General features: G+C 55.3%; 13 protein-coding genes. All 13 read left to right on the top strand.

Annotation, left to right across the window (positions count from 1 at the left end; translation table 11 throughout):
• Positions 1-96: 96 nt before the first annotated feature.
• The 13 genes from B5E62_RS06575 to htpG all read left to right on the top strand — a co-directional run bounded on the left by B5E62_RS06575 (position 97) and on the right by htpG (position 18,002).
• Positions 97-1,146 (top strand): glycosyltransferase family 2 protein, encoded by a 1,050-nt coding sequence (locus B5E62_RS06575; protein WP_087173820.1) that lies wholly within the window; start codon positions 97-99, stop codon positions 1,144-1,146.
• Positions 1,037-3,580 (top strand): YfhO family protein, encoded by a 2,544-nt coding sequence (locus tag B5E62_RS06570; protein WP_087173819.1) that lies wholly within the window; start codon positions 1,037-1,039, stop codon positions 3,578-3,580. Before B5E62_RS06575 ends, B5E62_RS06570 begins: the two co-directional genes overlap by 110 nt.
• Positions 3,581-3,612: 32 nt before the next feature.
• Positions 3,613-5,187, top strand: coding sequence for a ClC family H(+)/Cl(-) exchange transporter (locus tag B5E62_RS06565; protein ID WP_087173818.1), 1,575 nt, complete (start codon positions 3,613-3,615; stop codon positions 5,185-5,187).
• A gap of 173 nt (positions 5,188-5,360) precedes the next feature.
• Positions 5,361-5,693 (top strand): helix-turn-helix domain-containing protein, encoded by a 333-nt coding sequence (locus tag B5E62_RS06560; RefSeq protein ID WP_087173817.1) that lies wholly within the window; start codon positions 5,361-5,363, stop codon positions 5,691-5,693.
• 4 nt (positions 5,694-5,697) lie between these two features.
• Complete coding sequence (locus B5E62_RS06555) at positions 5,698-5,913, top strand: helix-turn-helix domain-containing protein (protein WP_087173816.1); 216 nt, start codon at positions 5,698-5,700, stop codon at positions 5,911-5,913.
• A 101-nt stretch (positions 5,914-6,014) separates the two neighbouring features.
• Positions 6,015-7,154 carry a hypothetical protein gene (locus B5E62_RS06550; RefSeq protein WP_087173815.1) on the top strand — a complete coding sequence of 380 codons (1,140 nt, stop codon included), beginning with the start codon at positions 6,015-6,017 and terminating at the stop codon, positions 7,152-7,154.
• A gap of 163 nt (positions 7,155-7,317) precedes the next feature.
• On the top strand, positions 7,318-8,661 hold the full coding sequence (locus tag B5E62_RS06545; protein ID WP_087173814.1) for a sodium-dependent transporter: 1,344 nt from the start codon (positions 7,318-7,320) through the stop codon (positions 8,659-8,661).
• 145 nt (positions 8,662-8,806) lie between these two features.
• Positions 8,807-9,733, top strand: coding sequence for a cell filamentation protein Fic (locus tag B5E62_RS16890; RefSeq protein ID WP_162610271.1), 927 nt, complete (start codon positions 8,807-8,809; stop codon positions 9,731-9,733).
• Positions 9,715-11,148, top strand: coding sequence for an HsdM family class I SAM-dependent methyltransferase (locus B5E62_RS06540; protein WP_162610270.1), 1,434 nt, complete (start codon positions 9,715-9,717; stop codon positions 11,146-11,148). Before B5E62_RS16890 ends, B5E62_RS06540 begins: the two co-directional genes overlap by 19 nt.
• Before the next feature lie 21 nt (positions 11,149-11,169).
• Entirely contained in the window at positions 11,170-11,367 is a 198-nt protein-coding gene (locus tag B5E62_RS06535) for a hypothetical protein (RefSeq protein WP_143468816.1), read from the top strand.
• A gap of 104 nt (positions 11,368-11,471) precedes the next feature.
• Positions 11,472-12,176, top strand: a complete 705-nt coding sequence (locus B5E62_RS06530) for an ABC transporter ATP-binding protein (RefSeq protein WP_087173811.1) — start codon at positions 11,472-11,474, stop codon at positions 12,174-12,176.
• A 40-nt stretch (positions 12,177-12,216) separates the two neighbouring features.
• The gene (locus B5E62_RS06525; protein ID WP_330398036.1) at positions 12,217-15,768 is read left to right on the top strand and encodes an ABC transporter permease; all 3,552 of its coding nucleotides are present in this window, start codon (positions 12,217-12,219) and stop codon (positions 15,766-15,768) included.
• A 173-nt stretch (positions 15,769-15,941) separates the two neighbouring features.
• A complete protein-coding gene (gene htpG / locus B5E62_RS06520) occupies positions 15,942-18,002 on the top strand; it encodes a molecular chaperone HtpG (RefSeq protein WP_087173809.1) in 2,061 nt (686 codons plus the stop codon).
• Positions 18,003-18,007 lie beyond the last annotated feature (5 nt).

The raw sequence follows: 18,007 nt of genomic DNA, 5'->3' as shown, positions 1-18,007 counted from the left end.
TTCTTTCCACGAATTATCACAAATTAAGTTTAGACTTGTCTGGAGATAAGGCGAGGGCCCCGCGGAGAGGGGCGCTGCGGAAAGGAGTCTTTTTTTATGCTTGAAGAACAAAAACCACTTATCAGTATCATCGTACCATGTTTCAACGAAGAAGAAGTTCTCCCTATCTACATAAAGGAAATGGAGAGTATCATTGGCGGGATGAAGACGGCCCGGGTGGAGATCATCTTTGTGGACGATGGTTCCACGGACGGCACGGCAGAGATGCTGCGGCAGTTCCACAGCAGGCGGCAGAATTACCGTTATCTTTCCTTTTCCCGGAATTTTGGCAAGGAGGCGGCCATGTACGCCGGCATGCAGGCGGCTCTCGGGGATTATGTGGCTGTCATGGATGCGGATCTGCAGGATCCTCCCGAGTATATCCCTCTTATGTTCCAGACGCTGAAGAAAGGAGAGTACGACTGCGTCGCCACCCGGCGGGAGGACCGGAAAGGGGAGAAAAGGTTCCGTTCCTTTCTGTCCGCTTCTTTTTATAAATGTATCAACAGACTCTCAAAGGTAAAGATTGAGGAGGGCGCCAGGGACTTCCGGATGATGAACCGGAAGATGACGGACGCCCTTCTGTCCCTGGGCGAGAAGAACCGTTTTTCCAAAGGGCTTTTCGGCTGGGTGGGATTTAAGACAAAGTGGCTTCCCTACCACAACGTGGAGCGGGCGGCCGGCGACACAAAGTGGTCCGTGGCAAAGCTTTTCCGGTATTCCCTGGACGGCATACTGGGTTTTTCTACCATCCCTCTGTCCGTGGCTTCCTACGGAGGCATTTTTTTCTGCGGCCTGGCTTTTGTCATGATCGTTTTTCTCGTGATCAAAAATCTGATCTGGCATGACCCGGTGGCAGGGTGGCCTGCCATGATGTGCGCCATCATTTTCATAGGCGGTATCCAGCTTCTGTGCATGGGCATCATGGGCCAGTATCTGGCGCGGGCTTACACGGAGATCAAAGACAGACCAATCTATATCTTAAGGAGTTCCAGTGATGAAGAAGATGAAAAGCAGCAGGAAAATTTTGTTTCCATTGATACTTACAGTTATACCGGTCCTTCTCACTCTGATGAAGATAAGCGGAGGGTATCTGGCGGGATCTGAGACCGACTGGCTCTCCCAGCACATTGTGTTTCCCGAGTATTTCCGGCAGAAATTTTATGAGACCGGCAACCTCTGGCCGGATTTTGCCATGGAGCTGGGCGGCGGGCAGAATATATGGAATTTTGCCTACTACGGACTCTACAATCCCCTGTATCTGCTGTCCTTTCTCCTGCCCTTTGTAAAAATGTCCGACTACGTGCAGGCGGTCATGGCGCTGACCTGGATCGCAGACGGCCTGCTGTGCTACATCTGGCTGAAGAACGACCACTTCCGTCGGGAGGACAGTTTTTTTGCAGCCCTTCTCCTCGTGCTTTCGGGTCCTGTGGTATTCCATACTTCCATGCAGATCATGTTTGTCAGCTATATGCCCTTCCTGCTTCTGACGCTCCTAGGCTATGACAGGTACGTAAGCACAGGAAAATACAGCCTTCTGACCGCGGGTGTGCTTCTCATGGCTCTCACCAGCTTTTACTTTGCGGTGGGAGGTGTGGCGGCGCTTCTAATCTATGGACTGTGCGGCTGGAAGAAGGAGTGGGCTTCCTCCCCTGGGGTCCTTGTCCGGTCTTTGTGGAAACAGTTCTATCCTGCCTTCTTCGGGGGACTTCTGTCATTTTTCTACCTGGTGCCGGTGTGTTTTGCCATGCTGGGTGGAAGGAGCGATGACAGCAGCTATGCGTTGTCGGATCTTATTACGCCGGAAGTAAGTCTCTTTAAAGTTCTCTACTCACCTTACGGCATGGGGCTGACGGCCATGGCGGTGGTGGTCCTGTGCGTCAGCCTGTTTTACTGCCGGTGCAGGGAAAAATACATGGCCATGTGCCTGGGACTTCTTCTCCTCTTCCCGCTGGCGTCTTACATTCTGAACGGCGGGCTGTATATGAGAGCCAAGGCTTTCATCCCCTTCCTGCCGCTGCTTTGTTATCTGGCGGCGGCCTTCTTCGGGTATTTCCGCCGGGGCATTATCGCCAGGTGGAAGCTGCTCTCTGGCTATGCGCTGGCTGTCTGCATTCTGGTATGGGGAAGCATGGGAAATGGTGTCGCAGACGGGGCAAGGGCAGTGCTCTACGTGGATCTTCTGGTATGTGGCCTTTTGTTCCTGGCAGGCGTAAAACTCTGGCGCAGAGCTGTGTGCACAGGCCTTGCGGCGGTTATGCTCTGCGCCTCCTGCGTACAGATTGCCTTCTCAAAGGACAGTCTGGTAAAGGCGGACTGGATGAAGGAATTTTCAAGCGGAGACATGGCGGAGGCGGCACAGAAGATCCGCAGTGAGGACAGCGGACTCTACCGGATGGAGGTCCGGGGCACGAGGGAGCAGGAGAAGGCGGCAGACAACCAGGTGATGGCCGAAGGGCAGAACCTGACGACCCTGTATTCCTCCGTGGGCAACACTGCCTATGAGACATTCCGGGAGGAAATCCTGCATCTGGCCCGCCCGGCCAGAAACGGGCTGATGCAGGAGTCCACGGAAAATCCGGTCTTTCTGCGGCTTATGGGGGTGAAGTATCTCCTGGTGCGGGAGGGAAATGAAACAGAGATCCCGGAGGGCTACGAGAAGACAGGCCAGGTGGGGACGGTGGAGATCTATCAAAATGAAAGCACGGCTCCTGTGGGCTATGTGACAGACCAGGTGATCTCCAAAGAAACCTTTGCGGAACTGTCCTGGCCGGAGCAGTCCCTGGCCCTTCTGACCCTGGCGGCGGCCGGGGAGGAGGATACGGCAGACTTTCAGCCGCAGGTCCGGGAGGCGGATCTTGGTTCTCTGGAAGGAGAATATGAGGTGGATTCCGGCGGGGAGACAAAAGACTTTGCGCTGGAGGACAGACAGGAGACAGACCAGTATCTTTTTCTCAGTTTTAAAGTAAAGAATAACAGGTCCCGCCGGGACGTGAGCATTTCGGTGAACGGGGAGACGAACAAGCAGAGTGCTTCGCAGGGCTATGCCTATGACAATGAAAACCAGGTTTTCTATTATATGTGTCCCCTGGAGGAGGGGCAGACATCTGTGGAAATTGCATTTGGCGAAGGAAGTTATGAGATATCGGATGCCCAGGCCTGGTACGGAAGCGCTGACGACGCCGGGAGCGGCCAGGCAGAGTATGTGGATGCGGGCCTGGAGCTGACGGCGGACGGGGACGGGCTGACAGGAAGCTATACGACGGAGAAGGACGGCTGGCTGATCACCTCCCTCCCCTATGACCAGCATTTCACTGTATATATAGATGGGAAGGAGGTTCCGGCCAGCCAGGTCAACGGTGGATTCCTGGGAGCGGAAACAGAGGCGGGAAGCCACCAGGTGGAGATACGATATGACGCGCCGGGAAAGGCGGCGGGACTGGCGGTGTCCCTGGCGGCGGCGCTCTTTCTGGGGGCGGACGCACTGCGGAAAAAATATATGCGGGGCACACCCAGGAAAAAAGTGCAAACCGGGAGCTGATATGGTAAAATTGTCTCCGGAGGAATGAGACAATGAAGGAAGATGAAAACAAAAAAGATATCTCCGCTACTCTCAGGAGGGCAGAACGGTTCCGGGTCATCCTCATCGGGGAGGGCATCATCGTGGGCGGCCTTGCCGGCATGGTGGTGCTCCTCTACCGGCTGCTGCTGGAAAACGCAGGAAGGTGGATGCAGTGGATCCTGGATTTTATAGACGGGCGGCCGCTTTGGGTTTTTCTGTGGTTTGCCGCGCTGGCTGTGCTGGCCTTTGTCGTGGCCGGTCTGGTCACTATTGAGCCGCTCATATCCGGCAGCGGGATTCCCCAGCTTGAGGGGGAGATGGTCGGTAAGATCGACCAGGTATGGTGGAAGGTCCTTCCGGCCAAATTTGTGGGGGGCTTTCTGTGCATCCTGGGCGGACTCGCCCTGGGAAGGGAGGGCCCGTCCATCCAGCTGGGAGCCATGGTGGGAAAGGGAGCTTCCAGATATCTGGACCGGGGGAAGACGGAGGAGCGCTATCTTCTTACATGCGGAGCCAGCGCCGGACTTGCGGCCGCATTCCATGCGCCCCTGGCAGGCGTCATGTTTTCGCTGGAGGAGGTACACAGGAATTTCTCGGCCGCTGTCCTCCTGTCAGTCATGTCCGCGTCTCTGACAGCGGACTTTCTCTGCACGGCTGTGCTGGGGACGGACTCTGTGTTCCAGTTCACGCTGACAGAGGCGCTGCCGCCGGAGTATTATGGGCTCCTGGTCCTGCTGGGAGTGGTGCTGGGCTTCCTGGGCGTGTTTTACAACTGGTTTACTCTCTGGGTACAGTCTCTGTACAACCGCCTGACCGGGCTCCCGACAGCGGGGAAAATACTGATCCCCTTCCTTATCGCGGGGGTGCTGGGGCTTGTGGCGCCGGAGCTTCTGGGAACAGGGCACAGTCTGGTGGATGAGCTGACAGCCGGAGGCATGGCTGTGGGGACGATGGCCTTTCTGCTGGCGGGCAGATTCCTTTTTTCAGCTGTCTGCTTTGGTTCCGGGGCTCCGGGAGGCATCTTTTTCCCGCTGCTGATCCTGGGAGCCTTTATCGGAGGCATCTTTACGTGTGCGGGACATGCCCTTTTCGGGATTGACATGATGTACCTGAACAATTTTGTGCTCCTCGCCATGGCAGGGTACTTTACCGCCATTGTGCGGGCGCCGCTGACCGGGATCATCCTCATCTTCGAGATGACCGGGACGGTGAGCCAGCTGTTCTCCCTGGCCGTGGTATCCATATGTGCCTATATCGTGGCGACCCTGATGCGCTCGGAGCCCATTTATGAAAGCCTTCTTGCCGGACTCCTGAAGAGGAGAGGCGAAATCCCGGCAGAAGGAGGAGAAAAGGTGCTCAGAGAGTTTGTCGTGAGCCAGGGCTCCCTGGCCGCGGGGAAGAAGGTGCGTGAGCTGGAGTGGCCCCGGGAGAGTCTCCTTGTGGCTGTAAAAAGAGGAGACAATGAACTGATACCCAAGGGAAGCACCCGGCTGCTTCCGGGGGACAGCCTGGTCGTTATGGCCGACGAATATGACAGCCCTGATATCATGGGACAGATGGAACGGATCTGCGGGGAGCCGATATAGAAAATAAAGAAAAATTCTCCATTGACAATATCAATACTGTCACAGCATTGAGGTCAGTGGAGAAATTTTTTTTGACTTGTTTTTAAACTGCATACATAGAAGTATCTCTTCGGTGCATGTTAAAAGAAAAGGCTTTCTAATAAAATGAATGTACGAGCGCCGGAGGTAGGAAGATGGATTACAAAATGCTTGGGAAGAGGCTGAAAGAAATACGGAAAATGCGGAATATGTCCCAGCAGGACCTGTCTTATGAGATTGAGTATTCCATCCCGCATATCAGTCATGTGGAAAACGGCAGTACAAAGGCGAGCCTGGATTTTATCGTGAAAGCGGCCAATGCCCTGCATACAACGACGGACCATCTTCTGTGTGACAGCCTGGAAGATCCGGGCGGCATTTACCGCAGCGAGATATCGGACGAGCTGGAGCAGCTTGACAGTACCCGGCTCAGGATCATCCGGCGTATGATACGGGATATGAGAGAAAATCTGGAGGAAAATATGTGAGAAGATGAGAGCGGTGGAGAGCAGCGTTGGAATAAGGATACGGCGATTCCGGCTTGAAAAGAACATGACACAGGACCAGCTGGCGGCAAAGATAGGGGTGGACAGGACATCCCTTTCTTCATATGAGCACAGCAAAAGGATGCCGGATATCTTTGTGCTCTGCCGCATGGCAGACATCTTTGAGGTCAGCCTGGACGATCTGGTGGGGAGAAAATTCTGACCTGTCCGGGGAAAAGTTTTCCCGCAGCCGGATGCAAAAAGTCCCGCAATGTGTTATACTCTAGGAAAGTATCGGCGAAAACAGACAAGGAGGGCGGGGTTATGTTGTTTGGGGAACGATGCAGTCTGTGCGGCGGAAGGCTGGACAGTCACAGGGTATGTACAGAATGCGGCCTTGACAATAATAAATCAGAAAAGCATTATCATGTAAACCGGAGCAGCTGTGACGGGCAGCCTCTCACTCACGTACATGGGTCCCGGTATTACAGCGGGAATACGGGCGGCTCTCCACAGACCCAGGCCAGGGCTGCGCAGTCCGGAGGCACGGCCGGGCAGACGGAAGCCAGGAGGAGCGTACCCGGGCAGGCAGTGGAGAGAGAAGGAAGGCGGAAGAAAAAGGAGCGGACCTATAATACATATATAGAAGAGGAAAAGAGAAGACGCAAGAGCAGGGTGGGAAAGGCTGTTGTATTTGTTGTTGTCATTATCCTCCTTGTGTCTGTCGTGCCGCCCATCCTGAGCCAGTTTCTGAGTGGGAGCGGGCAGGAGGCACCCTTCTTTGAGGATTATGATTATGACTACACATATGAGGACTATGAATACGATCCCTACGCCTATGTGACCAGGGAGCTTTCAGCGGATGGAGAGACCTATTCGGAGCAGCTTGCGCAGGGGAATTATATAGTCGGCACCCATATACCGGAAGGCACCTACATTGTGGAGGGGGATGGGGAATCCTTTTTCTCCCTGACTGTGGAGGATAAGGAAAACAGTATCTATATGTATGAGTCCGTGGACGAGGAAACAGTCAAGGTGGAGGATGTCCGTCTCTACGCGGGGGCGGAGGTCTCCGTGTCCGGTGAGGGATACCTGAGGTTCTCGGCGGATAATGCCCAGACAGGGCAGATGAGCAGCCAGCCCAATCCGCTGACTGAGAGCGTCCGCATCGGCGCGGAAGAGACCATGACGGCAGGTGGGGATTTCCCGGCGGGCGTGTATGATGTGAAGGCTGTCAGCGGCTATGGCTCCCCGGATATCACGATCTACGATACAGACGGGACTGAGCTCACCACGGTCTATCTCTGGATTTCAGACAGCTCGGATACGGAGAATGTATACCGGAATATGATACTGCCTCAGGGTGCCGTGATCGCAAATATGGACGAAGCTCTGGAGCTGGAGCTGATACCAAGTGAAACGATCGCATCTGAGGATTATCTGAGCTATTACACATATGACTAGAAGACTGACTGGAAGACGATCGCGAAAGTGATGGAGACAGGATGGAAGGCGCCCCGCCGCCGGGTCAACCTACGGCGTGGATGCCTTCTTTTGTGCCGTGAAGGAGGAGAGGCTCCGGCATAGGAGAAAGAACAGCGGAAGCTGGTAAGAGAAGGAGAAAAATATGACAAACACAGACAGAGCGGCAAAGAGAGACTGGTGGAACTCAAAGACAGGGTTTATCCTGGCATGCGTCGGCTCAGCGGTCGGGATGGGGAATATCTGGCTTTTTCCGTACAGGATGGCAGCCTACGGAGGCTCCTTTCTGGTCGTATATCTGATCTTTGATGTGCTGCTGGGCTTTTCCGGCGTGGTAGGGGAGATGAGCTTTGGGCGGGCCGTGCGCTCGGGCCCTGTGGAGGCCTTCGGCACGGCCTGCGCGTCAAGAGGTGAGAACAGGCGGAATCTCGGGCGAGCCATAGGCGCGGTCCCCATGCTGGGAGCGCTGGCCCTGGCCATAGGCTACTCCGTAGTAGTGGGCTGGATCGTAAAGTATATGACAGGGAGCGTCACAGGCTCTGCCCTGGCGCCCGGAAGTGTGGACGAATTCGGGGCTGTATTCGGACAGATGGCCAGTGCCTTTGGCAATAATCTGTGGCTTATCCTTGTCCTTGTGGTGACATTTATCATCATGGCGGCGGGCATCAGCAGCGGCATTGAGAAGGCCAACAAGATCATGATCCCGGTCTTTTACGTGCTTTTTATCGGTCTGGCAGTCTACGTGGCTCTTCAGCCCGGGGCGGCGGACGGTTACAGGTGGATGTTCACCATCCGGCCGGAGGCCTTTAAGGACCCCATGCTGTATGTGTTTGCCCTGGGGCAGTCCTTCTTCTCTCTGTCTCTGGCGGGCAACGGGACCATCATTTACGGCTCTTACTTGTCGGACAAGGAGGACACGGTGAGCTCCGCCATCACGGTGGCGATCTGCGACACCTGCGCAGCCATGCTGGCGGCCCTGGTCATCATTCCCGCCATGGCCACTACGGGGGCTGTGCTCTCCGAGAGCGGGCCGGGCCTGATGTTCATCTCTCTGCCCCACCTGTTCTCCAACATGCCCGGAGGGCAGATCGTCATGTTCATCTTTTTCCTGGCGGCCCTGTTTGCCGGGATGACTTCCCTTGTCAATCTCTATGAGGCGCCGGTGGCCACGCTCCAGGACAACCTGAAGTTTGGGCGGGCAAAGGCTGTCATTGTCATTGCGGCGGTGGGAGCGGCAGTCTCCCTGTGTATCCAGGGGATCGTCTCCCAGTGGATGGACTTTGTGTCCATCTACATCTGCCCTCTGGGAGCCGGGCTTGCAGGAATCATGTTCGCCTGGGTATGGGGCAGGAGAGCGGTGGAGGAAGCTGTGTCCACGGGGAGGAAGCATCCCATCGGAAAATGGTATTATCCTCTCTACAAATATGTGTTCTGTATTCTCACCATCGCCGTGTTTGTCCTGGGGGCGCTCAACGGGGGGATCGGCTAGGGGCTCCCGCCCCTTCAGCCCCCCTGTTTTTTTACGGGTTTTAATTTAATCAAATCTTATAAAATGATTAAATTAAAAATGGGCGGGAGCATGTTGGGTTACAGATTTGATGATATAATCAGGATGTAGAGAGGGGGGACAGAAGGTGGAAAAGGATACTTATGAAAAAAAGTGCCGCAGTCTGCTCACGCCGGACATCGTGCTCCTGCTTACCGAAATTTATGAGTGCAGGGGCAGACAATCGTTCCTGGAAAAAGAGGGGGCGGATGTCCTTGTATACCTGGAGGCAGATGCCAGGGTCAGGAGCATAGACGCCTCATGCAGGCTGTCAGGGGCTGCGGTATCCAGGGGGCGCCTGAAAAAGCTGGCTCAGAATAAGACGATCCCTGTGACGGAAGGGGAGAAGGAGGCGGCGGGGTACAGGGATGCGCTTGAGATGATCCGCAATGACTACAGGTATCTGCAGATGGGCCTTCCTCTGCTGACAGAGTTCCAGAAAAAGCTGGCTACGAGACAGGGAAAGGGGCCGCGGGACAGCCGGAGGATGTCGGATATAGAGGAGGACTGCCGGATATATGAGGATTTGCTCAATGCGGGCGGGACGGAGCCGCTTTTGCTGACTTCCGTATTCCTTTTTGACTTTCTGGCCGCCCGCCCCTTTCGGAGAGGGAACCGGCGTCTTTTCTGCCTCCTCGCCCGGCTGCTGCTGTATCGTTCCGGACACCATGTGATCAGCTACACATGCCTGGAAGAGGGCCTTCTGGGGCTGGCGGAATCGCCCGGAAGCCTGCATGGGGCGGTGACAGGCTTCCTCTGCGCGCTGCGGGAGACATACAGAGAGTTCTCTCTGAGGACAGCCCCTCTTTGCAGTGGAGTATCCAAAAAAGAGAGGGTGCGTGAGGCTGTCAGGAATCATCCCGGCAGCATCACCAAGTCCGAGCTGATGGAAGCATGTCCGGACATCAGTCAGATCACGATCCAGAGAGCTCTCAAGGAGCTCCAGGAACAAAACGAGATCCTGAAGATCAGCGGCGGACGCTATACGTCGTACAAATGGAACGAAGAGAGGTGACAGAAATGCTCGAAAAGACCAGGATGGAAGAACTCGATGACCTGATACGTCTTTTAGAGGGAAGCGGACTGGGCAGAGGCATGGAGATGCTGGACCAGATCGCCTGCCTGCTTCTGATCCGGGATCTGGAAAGAAAGGCTGACGGGACTTTGTGCAGGGACATTTTCCCGGAGGAGATAAGCGCGGGCGGGCGCCGTGTACCCGGCGCTCATCTGCGGTGGAGTGTCTTCCGGATGTTTCCGGAGGAGGAACAGTACCGGACGGTGCGTGACTGGGCCTTCCCGTTTATGAAAGGCATTCTGGAGTCCCGCGATCCCTCGTGTATGCGGGGGGCGGTCTTCAAAATCGCCGGCCCCGCTCTGCTTGCCAGGATTTTGGGGCTGCTGGACGAGCTGGAAGGACTCACCAAAGAGAGCTTTGAATATCTGCTTGAGAAGCTCTGTGCAGGAAGCGGTCTTTGCGCCCGGGTCCCTGCGCCTGTCGTTCAGCTGATGACTGGTCTGACACGGCCCGGGCCGGAAGACAGCATCTGCGATCCCGCCTGCCGCATCCCGGAGCTTTTGCTGGCGGCTGCGGAACAATGTGAAAAGGAAGGGAAAAGGCCGGCTCACATTCTGAAGGGCTATGATATGGACCCGGTGCTGACCCGTGTTGGAAACGCGTATCTAAACAGATGCGGCACTGCGGCTGTCTCTCTTTCCTGTCTGGACAGCCTCTCAGAGCAGAATACAGACAGGAGCTGCTGCAGCCTGATCCTGTCTGTGCCGCCTTTTCGGGGTATGACAGATTACGATATGGTTTCCCCGGACCTCCAGAAGGGGTTCAGGTCAAAGAGGACCGAACTTCTTTTCCCGGAGCTTTTTCTTCGGATGCTGCGGCCGGGAGGAAGGTGCGCCTGTCTCGTGAGCCCGGATGTGCTGTCAGGATCCTCACGGTCCCACAGGGCGCTGCGAAAGGAGATCGTGGAGGAAAACAGGCTGGAGGCTGTGATAGGCCTCCCGGCCGGTGTCTTTTTGCCCTTCACGGGGATCCGGACCGCGCTGCTTGTCTTTTCCAGGTGCAGGGATGCCGGTGATAGAACGGACTTTGTCTGGTTCTTCGAGCTGGAGGCTGTAGGGATGAGCCTGGATGGGAGAAGGACCCTCGCCGGCGAGAACGGTATTCCGGCTGTGATCAGGAAGTTCCACTGCCGGGAGCAGGAAGAAGACCGTGACAGGTCCGGCAAGTCGTTTTTGGTAGACAGGGAAGAGCTGGCGGCCAACGGGTACGATCTGTCTTTTGGCCGCTACCGGGAAAGTCCTGTGCCCCCGGCGGACTATGAGGAGGCGGAAAAGCTGCTTGCAGAGCTGAAACAAATGGAGAAGAAGGTCTCTGCACAGATCAGAAAGCTGGAGAAGATGCTTGGAAAACAGTAAATGCAGAAAGGATGGATGAATATGAAACAGTACACAGACAGCGACAAACTGTTCCGCTCGGACATGCTGCGCAGATACCCGGGAAGGAACACAAGGATTTACCGGGACTACGCCTATGAACCGGACGTGGAAGGCGCCTTCCATACAGCGGAGGAAATCGACGAGTATCTGAAGGATTATATCGAGGAGGCCATTGCGAGCTGCATGACAGAGGAATAAATTCTTATAAACTTCCCTTTTCAGATAGTACATCCGTCCCTCCAGGTGTTATAATAGCACTATATAAGCAGAGACATGCCGGTCTGTGTTAGGAGGATACATATATGTCAGAGTTCGTGTCCCTGAGGGATGTAAAAAAAATCTATCACATGGGTGAGATCGACATCGCGGCGGCGAACGGCATCACATTTGACATCAGAAAAGGGGAGTTTGCCGTGGTGGTAGGGCCCAGCGGCGCAGGAAAGACGACGGTCCTGAATATCCTGGGGGGGATGGACACAGCCACCAGCGGGGAAGTGTGGATAGACGGGCAGGATATCACGAAGTACAAAGGGAAGGAGCTGACTGCATACCGCAGGGACGATATAGGATTTGTCTTCCAGTTCTACAATCTGATCCCCAACCTGACAGCCCTGGAGAATGTGGAGCTGGCTCTCCAGATCTGCAAAGACCCGCTGGACGCGAGAGAGGTCATGGAGCATGTGGGCCTGGGCGAGAGGCTGGATAACTTCCCGGCCCAGCTCTCGGGAGGAGAGCAGCAGAGGGTCTCCATCGCCCGGGCGCTGGCGAAAAATCCCAAGCTTCTCCTGTGCGACGAGCCTACGGGTGCGCTGGATTACAACACGGGAAAAGCCATCCTGAAGCTCCTGCAGGATACCTGTCGTCAGAGGGGGATGACAGTGATCCTGATCACGCACAATTCCGCCATCGCGCCGATGGCAGACAGGATCATAAGGATCAAGAACGGCAGGGCGGAGAGCATAGAGACCAACCCGCATCCGGTGCCGGTCGAGACGATAGAATGGTAGGGGTTGTATGAAGAAAAACATGTTGCGCAAGGATTTCTTTATGGAAATCAGAAAATCCTGGGGACGATTTATCTCCATCTTTCTCATAGTGGCGCTTGGAGTTGCCTTCTATGCGGGCATCCGCGCCTCGGAGCCTTCCATGCGCATCTCCGGGGATGCCTATTTTGACAAAGAGCATCTCATGGACATCAAGGTCATGGGGACCATGGGGCTGACGGAGGAGGATGTGGAGGCCATAGAGGATGTGGACGGTATCGAGCTGGCGGAGGGTACCTACAGCATGGACGCCCTTTGCAATACAGGCGACACGGAGCAGGTGGTCCATGTCATGGCCATGCAGGAACACTTTAATGATGTCCAGGTGAGCGAGGGCCGCCTTCCGGAGAAAGAGGGGGAGTGCCTCATGGATGAGGAGTTCGCCCTGGCATCCGGGTACGGAGTGGGGGATACCATCACTCTGTCTTCAGGAGATGAGGACCCGCTGGAGGACAGCCTGACAACGGATGTCTTTGAGGTCGTCGGCATAGGGAACAGCCCTCTCTATATTTCCTTCGGGAGGGGAAGCAGCACCATAGGAAACGGTGAGGTCAGCGGCTTTATCGCTGTGGATCCGGACTCTTTCTGTATGGATGTCTATTCGGAAATCTGCGTGCGGGTGACGGACGCGGAGCAGGAGATCGCCTACACGGACGGATATACCTCTCTGACAGACGCGGCCGTGGACGCCCTGGAGAAGATTGAGGATGAGAGGTGCCAGGCCCGGCGGCAGGAGATCGTGGACGAGGCGGAGGGGGAGCTTGCCGATGCCCAGGCCACAGTGGACGAGGAGAGCCAGACGCTGGCTGACGCCCGGAGTGAGCTCGAGGAGGGGCGGAGCCAGGCTGCCCGGGAGCTTGCCGATGCCAGGCAGGCCCTGGAGGACGCCCAGGCCCAATTGGACGCGGCCCGGCAGCAGATCGCCGATGGGGAGGCCCAGCTTGCCGCGGGCAAGGAGGAGCTGAGCACCCAGCAGGCGGCGCTGGACAGCGGCAGGGAGCAGTATGAGAGCGGTATGGCCCAGCTGGAACAGCAGCAGGCGCAGCTGGACGCGTCGGAGGTGCAGTACCTTGCCCAGTATGCCCAGCAGATGCCCCTCATAGAGCAGGGAAAACAGGAAATTGCGGCGGGGAAGGAGCTGTTGACAACGTCCATTTCCCAGATGGAGACGCTGGCGGATCATCTTTCTTCTCTTAGGGAGGAGCTTGCGGAAATAAACAATGCTCTGACAGAGGGAAATAAAAAGTATGAGGAATACAGCGCTATCTCAGACAGCGAGAGAACGGAGGAGCAGAAGCAGTTTTTAGAGGACTGGCCTGAGGAGGCCAAGAAGCTCCAAGCGCAGGAGACTGAGAAGACACAGAGCATTACATACGCCGAGGCCGCGGAAGAAGAGGCCCTTGACGCCCTCGCAGAACAGGGAGAGGATTTTTCCTACGAGAGTGCGGAGGAGGCAGTGGCCGGGCTGCAGGGGAAAATGCAGGAACTCCTCGCCCGGGAGCAGACCCTCCTGGCCGGAGAGCAGGAGCTCCTCGCCTACGGGCAGCAGATCGAGGACGGCAAGGCGCAGCTGGCCGCCGCCCGTCAGACACTGGAGGACTCCAAACAGCAGATTGACGCCGGACAGGCCCAGATCGACGCGGCGTGGGCTCTCATAAACAGTCAGGAAAGCCAGCTCGCCAGCGGAAAGGCGGACCTGGCGGCGGGAGAGCAGGAGATTGCCTCCGGCTGGTCGGAATACGAGCAGGGAGCTGCCCAGGCGGCTCAGGAGATCGCTGACGGGGAGGCGCAGATCGCCGACGGCGAGAGGCAGCTGGAGGAGGCGCAAAATGATATTGCGGAGGCCCAGGCGGAAATCGACAAGATTGAAAATCCTCAGTGGTATGTCCAGGACCGCGGCAGCGCCCTCATCGAGTATGACGGGTACGGGGACAATGCGGACCGGATGCGGGCTATCGGGCAGGTGTTCCCGGCAGTCTTCTTCCTGGTGGCGGCTCTCATCAGCCTGACTGCCATGACCAGGATGGTGGAGGAGCAGAGGATACAGATCGGCACGCTGAAGGCCCTTGGATACAGCAAGCTCTCCATTGCCGGGAAATACATAGCCTACGCTCTGACAGCCACCCTGGGAGGGAGCGTGCTGGGCGTCCTGTTCGGTGAGAAGGTGTTCCCCTGGATCATCATCTATGCGTACAAGATCATGTATCAGCACATACCGGACATCCTCATGCCCTATCACCTGAGCTATGCCGTGCAGGCCACGCTGATCGCCGTGCTGTGCACCCTGGCGGCAACCATTTTCTCCTGCTACAGGGAGCTTGCCTCCGTGCCGGCCCAGCTCATGCGGCCGCCTGCACCGAAGCAGGGGCAGCGCATCCTTCTGGAGCGGGTGAAGATCATATGGAAGCATCTGAATTTTTCCTGGAAATCTTCTATCCGGAATCTGGTGCGGTACAAGAAGCGTTTCTTCATGACTGTGTTTGGCATCGGAGGCTGTATGGCCCTGATGGTGGTGGGCTTCGGACTGAAGGACTGTATCTTTGTCATACCGGAGCTGCAGTACAACAGCATCCAGACCTACGATGCGGCGGTGTACTTTGACGCGGGGATTTCCCGGGAGGACAAGGAGGAGATAGCGGCCCTTTTCAGGGATGAGTCAGCAGTCAGCGGGGAGCTGATGGTGCGCATGCAGAACCTGGAAGTGACAGCGGGAGATACTTCCATGGAAATCTATCTGACAGTGCCTGAAAATCTGGAAAACGTAGGCGATTTCCTGGATTTCCACAGCCGGACAAAGCCGGAGACCTACTCCCTGGAGAAGGAGCAGGTGATCCTGACCGAGAAGGCGGCAAGCGACCTTGGCGTGGAGGTGGGAGATACAGTCACTCTGGAGGACGACGGCATGGGTGTGAAGGAAGTGACCATAGACGCCATCTGCGAGAATTATATGGGACACTACCTGTACCTCTCGCCGGACTACTACAGGGAGCTGTTCGGGAAAGAGGCCGCCTCCAACGGCGTGCTGTTTAAGATGAAAGAGGGGCAGACAGACCAGATCGAGGCAGTGGGCGGCAGGCTACTTGGAGACAGCAATGTGCTGAACGTGAGCTATACCTCCAGTATAGAGGACCGCCTTGACGATATGCTGCAGAGTCTGAACCTGGTCATTGTGGTGCTGATCATCTCGGCGGGCATGCTGGCCTTTATCGTTCTCTACAACCTGAACACCATCAACATCACGGAGAGAAAGAGGGAGCTGGCAACCATCAAGGTGCTGGGCTTTTACGACACGGAGGTGGCTGCCTATGTGTACAGGGAAAATGTCCTGCTCACCCTCATTGGCGCGGTGGCGGGCATGGCCCTTGGCTGGGTGCTGCTGCAGTTTGTCATTGTCACTGTGGAGGTGGACGACGTCATGTTCGGCAGGGTGCTGGATCTTACCAGCTATCTGTACAGTTTCCTGTTCACGCTCGGCTTTTCCATGTTCGTCAACTGGGTCATGTACTTCAAGCTGAAGAAGATAGACATGGTAGAGTCTCTGAAGAGCGTGGAGTAGACATGAAAAGCAAAGTTTATAGAAGGTTTATGGATTTTATAAAGTTATTAGCACTCATTTGCGATGAGTGCTAATTTTATATTGACATTTGCGCTCCCGGGTATTATCATAACATGCAGAGGGTGCGGGTCAGATCCCGCACAAAACAGATTGAGATTTAAGGAGTGATATAAATGGCAGCAAAAAAAGGAAGTCTGTCTATCAGCAGCGAAAATATTTTTCCTATTATCAAGAAATGGGTCTATTCAGACCACGATATCTTTGTCCGTGAGATGATCTCCAACGGATGCGACGCTATCACCAAGCTGAAAAAGCTGGACATGATGGGAGAGTATCAGCTTCCGGATGACTACAAGGCCCGGATCCGTGTGATCGTCAGCCCGGAGGACAAGACACTGAAATTCATCGACAACGGTGTGGGTATGACGGCCGGCGAGGTGGAGGAGTACATCACCCAGATCGCTTTCTCCGGAGCCACAGAGTTCCTGGAGAAATACAAGGACAAGACGACAGAGGATGACATGATCGGTCACTTCGGTCTTGGCTTCTACTCCGCTTTCATGGTGGCGGACGAAGTACACATCGACACACTTTCCTACCAGGAGGGGGCAGCTCCTGTGCACTGGACAAGCGACGGCGGCACAGAGTATGAGATGTCCGACGGAGACCGGCAGGAAGTGGGGACGGAGATCACCCTGTTCTTAAATGAGGACAGCCTCCAGTTTGCCAACGAGTACAAAGTGCGTGAAGTGCTGGAGAAGTACTGCTCCTTTATGCCGGTGGAGATCTTCCTTGAGAAGGCCAATGCAGAGCAGGAGTATGAGACCATCGATGAGGCGGACCTTCGGGACGACGATGTGGTCGTAGAGCACATCCACGAGGATGCAAAGATGGAGGAGAAGGAGAACGAGAACGGGGAGAAGGAGATGGTGGAAGTATCTCCTGCCAGAGACAGGGTGAAGATCAACAAGCGTCCTGTTCCGGTCAACGACACCCAGCCTCTGTGGACAAAGCATCCAAATGAGTGCACAAAGGAAGATTATATAGAGTTTTACCGGAAGGTATTCCTGGACTACAAGGAGCCTCTGTTCTGGATCCACCTGAATATGGATTACCCGTTCAACCTGAAGGGTATCCTGTACTTCCCCAAGATCAACACAGAGTACGACTCCATCGAGGGAACCATCAAGCTGTACAACAACCAGGTGTTCATCGCGGACAACATCAAGGAAGTCATTCCGGAGTTCCTGATGGTGTTAAAGGGAGTCATCGACTGTCCGGATTTGCCGCTGAACGTATCAAGAAGCGCGCTCCAGAACGATGGATTTGTAAACAAGATCGCAGACTACATTTCCAAGAAGGTTGCCGACAAGCTGAGCGGCATGTGCAAGACCGACAAGGAGAACTACGAGAAATACTGGGATGACATCAGCCCCTTCATCAAGTTCGGCTGCCTGAAGGACGAGAAATTCTGCGACAAGATGATGGACTACATCCTCTTCAAGAACCTGGATCACAAATACATGACGCTGAAAGAGTGCGTGGAGGCAAACGGCGGTAAGCTCATCGACCCCAAGGAGGAAAAAGAGGAGCCAAAGGAGGGCGAGGAGAAGAAGGAAGAGCCCAAGACCACCATCTACTATGTATCTGACGAGCAGCAGCAGAGCCAGTACATTAACATGTTTAAAAACCAGGGGCAGGATGCGGTGATCCTGAATCACAACATCGACTCTCCGTTCATCACCCAGCTTGAGCAGAGAAATCCGAACCTGCAGTTCCAGCGCATTGATGCGGACATTACGGACAGTGCAAAAGAGGAAGTGAAAGAAGAAGACAAAGAGGCTTTCCAGAAGACAACGGACGCTCTTGTGGAGACATTCCGCAAAGTTATGGAAAATGACAAGCTGGACGTGAAAGTGGAGAAACTGAAAGACGACAAGGTGGCTTCCATGATCACCCTGTCCGAGCAGAGCCGCCGTATGCAGGAGATGATGAGAATGTACGGCATGGCAGGCATGGATGCATCCATGTTTGGCGGCGAGATCACACTGACGCTGAACGCCAACCATCCTCTTGTACAGTTTGTGGCAGAGCACGGAGACAATGAGAACACACCTGTCATCTGCAGACAGCTCTACGACATGGCCATGCTGGCACACAAGCCTCTGACACCGGAGGAGATGACAGCCTTTGTACAGAGGAGCAACGAGATCATGCTGCTGCTGACAAAATAAAAAGT

The sequence above is a fragment of the Lachnoclostridium sp. An118 genome, assembly GCF_002160985.1.
In the GTDB taxonomy this organism is placed as follows: Bacteria; Bacillota; Clostridia; order Lachnospirales; family Lachnospiraceae; genus Claveliimonas; species Claveliimonas stercoravium.
The sequence above is the reverse complement of the archived record's forward strand: the minus strand, read 5'-3'. Positions and strand labels throughout refer to the sequence as shown.